The following is a 6125-nucleotide window of genomic DNA, read 5'->3' as shown; positions in this document are numbered from 1 at the left end:
TGTACATCCAGCGCATGCTAGAAAAATGGCAGCAAAAATGATGGATATGGGCTATCCAATCTATTATTATGAAAATATTGAAGGCGGTCATGGAGGCGTGTCAACAAATGAACAAAGCGCAAAATCTACTGCGATGCGGTTTTCATATTTATTAATGAAATTAAAGAAGTGAGCGTATTGAAAGAATTAAGATTGGGTCAGAAAAAAATAGCTTCTAAATAATTTTTGGAAGCTATTTATCTATTCGGCGATTCATTAAAATATTCACAATTTCAACAACACCTAAATTGCAAGAACATGTAGTTTAGGTGTTTTTTTATAAGTGATTACGGGAAACCACATTGTATATGTGTAATCTTTGTTTTACTTTTAAAGTAGATTATTGTATAAAAAGATTCGATTATGCTACAAAATTGTTATGCCATTAGTATATTTTGTTTAAGAAAAAGTGAATTGGAGTAAAATGATGAATTATAAATTAAAATATGGGGTCGCTGAGGTTGCGAAGATGTTAGAAATAGAAAAACAGGTAATAAAGGAGATGTCTTATCATTTCAGGGAATACTTAAATCCGAATGCAAACCCAGAAAAAGGTACAATAAGAGAGTTTACTGTTAATGACATTTATGCTTTAAGTTATATATACATGTATTGGGAAGAAGAACCTGACTATAAAAATATTAGTTATGGATTAAACTCGTATGAACATTTTGAATACCCTTACTCTGAAATTTCAACAGAAGCAAAACCAATTTTTAGAGAATTTTCAAATGAATTAATAGATACAAATGTTTGGATGATAGGTGGGATGGCTGAATGTTCAGATATATTAATGCTTGCTAAATCGTATAAAAAAGCAGGAGATTTACTTATAAATATTGGAATTGAAGATGAAACTGAAAGAGGTATTATTTATCCAGTGATTTACAATTACAGACATGCAACAGAACTATATCTAAAGTCACTTATAAAAAAAGAAAAAGAAACACATAACTTAAAACTATTATATGAAATCGTTAGAGAGCTTCTTGTGAAAAAAGTGAAAGTAGATCCTTCAAAATGGTTTGAAAATTTGATTTTAGCTTTCGATGATTTTGATCCATATGGAACTACCTTTAGGTATGCAGTTCCAATTAAAAAAGATGAAATGTTCATAGATTTAGTTCATATAAAAAAACTAATGAGTTGGTTTGATGAATCTATTGTAAGAATAAAAAATAGAATTACAGAATAGCCTTATTATGTAATGAGTCACAATATTTTTTGACCAAAAAGGCAAACCAAAAAAGACTTTTTTAAATGATCATGTTTTTGACTGATAATGAATCTTAATTAAAACCTACTTTCTTATGGAAATGGTTCACACTTATGAAAAATTTTGTAAATACGATAATGAAAATAAAATCAAACCTGATATTAATTCTGACTTAGGTTGGAGAAGTGTTTTATATTTAATTAATCTAGGTTGGAATATTGATAGTCGAAATATATTTGGCACTCCAAATTATACGAAAATTTCAAGAAAGCTACTTGATGTGTGTCGGAAATCTGAAAATAATTTTGAGATTGCACATAAAAATGCTGGAATTGATTTTTGGATTCAAGGATAGTTATATTTTATTAAAACCCTAAACCAACCCACGAGCCTTCATCTCCAAATACTTATTAATAGCATCAATTGTCAAATTCTCTGGAGTCGTGAGAATAGAATGAATACCGTATTTTTTGAGTTCGTTGACAATCAAGCGTTTTTCGAAGGAGAATTTTTCGGCAATTACCTTGTCATACGCTTCTTGAATGGTGGCTGCATCGTTTTCAATAAGCTGATTCAGTTCCGTGTTTTTAAAGAAAACCACGACTAATAAATGACTTTTGGCAATTCCTTTTAAATACGGCAATTGTCGGTTGAGTGCTTCTACCGTTTCAAAGTTTGTGTACAATAATAGCAAACTACGGTGTTTTATATTTTGCTTGATATTTGCGTACAATCTCCCAAAATCAGATTCGTAAAAGTCCGTTTTTACATTATACAACGCTTCTAAGATGAGGTTCATTTGTGAACTTCGCTTTTCAGCAATCACCATATTATCTACCTTTTTTGAAAAACTGAACATGCCGGCTTTGTCTTGCTTTTTCAACACAACATTACTCATCACCAACGTTGCGTTGATGGCATAATCGAGCAGACTCAATTCATCAAAAGGCATTTTCATCATACGCCCTTTATCAATCACAGAATACACAGGTTGCGATTTCTCGTCTTGGTACTGATTCACCATCAACTGTCGCTGTTTTGCCGTTGCTTTCCAGTTAATAGTACGCAAATCGTCTCCAATTACATATTCTTTAATCTGTTCAAACTCCATTGTATGTCCGATGCGACGAATTTTTTTAATTCCGTACATCGTTAAGTTGTTTCCAATCGCTAACAAATCATATTTTTTTAGCTGTAAAAAAGCAGGATACGTTGGCACCATTGCTTTGTTATCGAAAGAAAAACGACGCGAAACCAATCCTAATAAAGTACTTGCATACACGTTTAGTTTTCCAAAAGTATATTCGCCACGTGCAGTTGGACGTAATTTATATTTTAGTTCGATGACACTTGAAGCAGCAATTTTCTTTTCAATAGAAAAATCGCGGACTTGAAATTGTTCCGGGATTTCGTCAATAATTTTTGTGAAAATTGGAAATGTATAGTAATTTTCTAATCGTAAAAAAATTTCATTCGCATCACCATTTGAAAACTTATCAGGTACTTGTCGTTTCCCTAAAACGCCTGTTTTTGTTTTGTAAAGGATAAAAATATCGAGTAGGGCAAAGGTGATAAATATGAGTAATAACAACTTAGAGATAAAAAAGAATTTCGGAAAAATAAAGCTCAATATAAAACACGCGACGATTCCAAAACATACGTAAAAGAAACGATCTTGGATATATAAGGACTTAAAAAAATCTTTGATGACTTGCACTAGTTAGTTGTTTTTAAAACGATTTATTATCGAGGAATCTCAATAGTTTGTATGATTTGATTGATGATTTGTTTTGACGTCATTCCTTCCATTTCGCGCTCTGGCGTAATGATGATTCGGTGTCGCAATACAGGAATCGCTACTTGCTTAATATCTTCTGGCGTTACAAAATCGCGCCCACTCATAGCTGCATACGCTTTGGAAGCTTTTAAAATGGCAATGGAAGCTCTTGGAGACGCGCCCATGTACAAAAATTGATTGCTTCGTGTGTTGATGATGATTTCTGCAATGTATTTTAACAAATGCGGTTCTACAATAATATCATTTACCAACGCTTGGTATTTTGTAATTTGTTCTTTGGTTAAAAACGAAGTGATTTTATCCACCTTTTTGGTTTCTTTTAAATCATGTTCTCGTGAAATGATTTCTATTTCTTCTTCAAGATTTGGATATGCTACGTTTATTTTAAACAGAAAACGGTCCAATTGTGCTTCTGGCAAACGATACGTACCTTCTTGCTCAATAGGGTTTTGCGTTGCCAATACCATAAATGGAGCGTCTAAAGTATATTTTGTGCCATCCATGGTAATTTGTCGTTCTTCCATCACTTCAAACAAGGCGGCTTGTGTTTTTGCTGGTGCACGATTAATTTCATCAATCAATAACATATTGGTAAATACTGGTCCTTTTTTAAACTCGAATTCAGATTTTTTCATGTCAAAAATGGACGTTCCCAAAATATCACTTGGCATTAAATCGGGCGTAAACTGAATACGTCCAAAATCGACTGTGAGCGATTTGGCAAGCAGTTTTGCCGTAATGGTTTTGGCAACTCCAGGAACACCTTCAATAAGTACGTGTCCTTTGGCGAGCAACGCTGTAATTAACATATCGATCATACTTTTTTGACCTACAATTACTTTTGAAAGTTCTTGTCTTATTTTAAGAATTCCATCTTGTAATTCGGTCAAATCAATTCTGTTCGTAAATGACAACGGCGCGTCTTGAGCTGGCTGATTTTCTTGTTCGTTATGTTCTCCTGTAAAGTCCATAGTATGCGTTTAGTATTGTAAATTAATAGTTTAATTGTCTTTTCTTCGGAATTTTTCAATAGCATCCGTAATGCGAATGACATCATTTTCATCAAAAAATAATTTCTTTTTTAAAATTTTAACGAGTTTAATGAGTCTTTCCGTTTCTTCTAAAGGTTTCCCTGATTTTTGATGCAAACGTTTGCAAAATGCTTCATCAAGCACTTGTGTATCCATAAAATATTCGGTGCGCAAATATTCAAGGAAATAGGTTACTTTTTTATGTGCTACATTTTTATGATCTTTTGTTTCATAGTATAAATTTCCAATGGTTTTGGTAAAATCGACTGTGGTATTTTCTAAAGGTTTTATCACTTTTACAAATCGCTGCTTTCGTTTAATGTTGAATAGTATAAAAATAGCCAAAAAAGTCAGTGCCAAATACCAAGCCCAACGCAAAGCAGGTTGTGCTAGTATAAAACGCAATTCTGAATCACTATTTTCAATTTCGCCTTCTGCTATTTTATTGGGCGAATCAAAAAATACATCTTCATTTGGAATGAAAGCTAAAATGCCTTCCGTGTATTTGTACTGATTGTCCTTTAGCAATTGAAAATTTGTAAATACTGTAGGTTGCGTATGTAATAAAAACGAACCTTGCCCAATAGGAACATGAATGAAATTGGTATATTTTGTTTGGGTAGAATCATTTTTAAATTGTTGATAACCCAAAACCGTTGTGCTCAACGTATCAATGGATGAAAAGTGCACATTTTGAATTCGTTCTTTAAAGGTTACTTTGTTATTCTGCAATCGTCTGTTTACAAATGACAGCGTTGTTTCACTTTTAAAACGGAGGTCATTTTTTATTGAGAAACCTAAGGAATCCCTTAAATAGCGAGGCATGTCGTTAGAAGAAATAAATATAATGTTTCCTTCGGCAGCATAATCGAGCAGTTCATGTATAGATCCTGGATCGACTAAAAAATCGGGTGTTATGCTAATGAAACTTCCTCTAATTTTGTACTCGTATCTATCAAAATCATATTGATCTCTAAAATACTCAAAAGGTGTTCGGTACACATTTTTAATTTTTCCACTGTATAAAATGGTTGCCAATTCTTCGTGAAATACTTTTAAATCGTATGGTTTCTTTTGTCGTTCGTTATACGTTTGGCGCCAATCTAGTGGTGTTGGTTTGGAAAGTTCAACAACGACCACGGCAATTAGAATTGCAATTAAAATTCCGAGATATATTTTTAGTCTTTTACTCATGCGGCAACATTTTTAAGTAAAACACGAAATGATTCTTTGGCTTGTTCGTATTGCGATTTGTCAATGTCAAATTCGCCATACCAAACATAATCATATAAATAAGAAGTGTACTGAAATTGTTCGCGTACAGCGTCATCAGTGATTTCATACGTATAATCGAAGTTTGTTTTTTCAGGATCGAACGCAATAATTTCTGCTGCGCTCAATTGTTTTAACATGTTTAAATATTGATATCTAATAGCCAATCGATAATCTGTTTTTGTAATAGATTCCTCAATTAACTGATCAAAATCTGTAACATGAATGTCCGTTTCTACATCTTCATAGTTGATCATGCGACGGTTTGATTGTTTTCCAAAAACCCAACGTCCTTCACCATCCATTAGCGCTCGCGCAATAAAGAAAACGACCAAAATAACGATAAGCACATAAAAAATATTGATAATGTCTTTTACAACATCAGAAGCTTGTTCTTGTGTATCTAAGTTAAACCAATCTTGTACGGTAGTTTCAATCCAATCAATTATTCTTGCTATCCAATTTTTTTCTGTTGCTTCTGAATCGTATGCATAATCACTATCGCTGTACCGTTCTTTAAAATCGTCATCAAACTGTTTAGGATCTTTGTAAGAAGTGTCTTCCTTTACTGGTGTTTGTTGTACAGGCGAAGGATCAACAGTAACGGTATTTGTTGCCCAAAGTGCCGAAGAGAACATTCCAGCAATGGAAAAGATAAAAAAGATATGTTTTAAGGTTTTTGGCATATATTTTATTCGTTTCCGATCGAATCAATAGTTTGTTGTGCGTGAATATTTTCTTTGTCTTCTTTTAAACCAAAAAACACAAT

At 32.9% G+C, this 6125-nt stretch carries 6 protein-coding genes; 2 read left to right on the top strand and 4 right to left on the bottom strand.

The genetic code is table 11. The features are described 5' to 3' along the window. Window positions 1-463: 463 nt before the first annotated feature. A complete protein-coding gene (locus AB8B65_RS12900; protein ID WP_405301485.1) occupies window positions 464-1234 on the top strand; it encodes a hypothetical protein in 771 nt (256 codons plus the stop codon). A gap of 115 nt (window positions 1235-1349) precedes the next feature. Beyond that, entirely contained in the window at window positions 1350-1610 is a 261-nt protein-coding gene (locus AB8B65_RS12895; protein ID WP_405301484.1) for a hypothetical protein, read from the top strand. A gap of 18 nt (window positions 1611-1628) precedes the next feature. Here the strand turns inward: AB8B65_RS12895 and AB8B65_RS12890 are convergent, their stop codons facing one another. The 4 genes from AB8B65_RS12890 to AB8B65_RS12875 all read right to left on the bottom strand — a co-directional run bounded on the left by AB8B65_RS12890 (window position 1629) and on the right by AB8B65_RS12875 (window position 6042). Continuing rightward, the gene (locus AB8B65_RS12890) at window positions 1629-2936 is read right to left on the bottom strand and encodes a DUF58 domain-containing protein (protein WP_405301486.1); all 1308 of its coding nucleotides are present in this window, start codon (window positions 2934-2936) and stop codon (window positions 1629-1631) included. Window positions 2937-2998: 62 nt separating this feature from the next. Then, on the bottom strand, window positions 2999-4024 hold the full coding sequence (locus AB8B65_RS12885; protein WP_405301483.1) for an AAA family ATPase: 1026 nt from the start codon (window positions 4022-4024) through the stop codon (window positions 2999-3001). A gap of 30 nt (window positions 4025-4054) precedes the next feature. Then, window positions 4055-5278 (bottom strand): DUF4350 domain-containing protein, encoded by a 1224-nt coding sequence (locus AB8B65_RS12880; RefSeq protein ID WP_405301482.1) that lies wholly within the window; start codon window positions 5276-5278, stop codon window positions 4055-4057. Next, a complete protein-coding gene (locus AB8B65_RS12875; RefSeq protein WP_405301481.1) occupies window positions 5275-6042 on the bottom strand; it encodes a DUF4129 domain-containing protein in 768 nt (255 codons plus the stop codon). The genes AB8B65_RS12880 and AB8B65_RS12875 overlap by 4 nt, the downstream gene beginning before the upstream one ends. Window positions 6043-6125 lie beyond the last annotated feature (83 nt).

The sequence above is a fragment of the Kordia sp. genome, assembly GCF_045105435.1.
GTDB lineage: Bacteria > Bacteroidota > Bacteroidia > Flavobacteriales > Flavobacteriaceae > Kordia.
The sequence above is the reverse complement of the archived record's forward strand: the minus strand, read 5'-3'. Positions and strand labels throughout refer to the sequence as shown.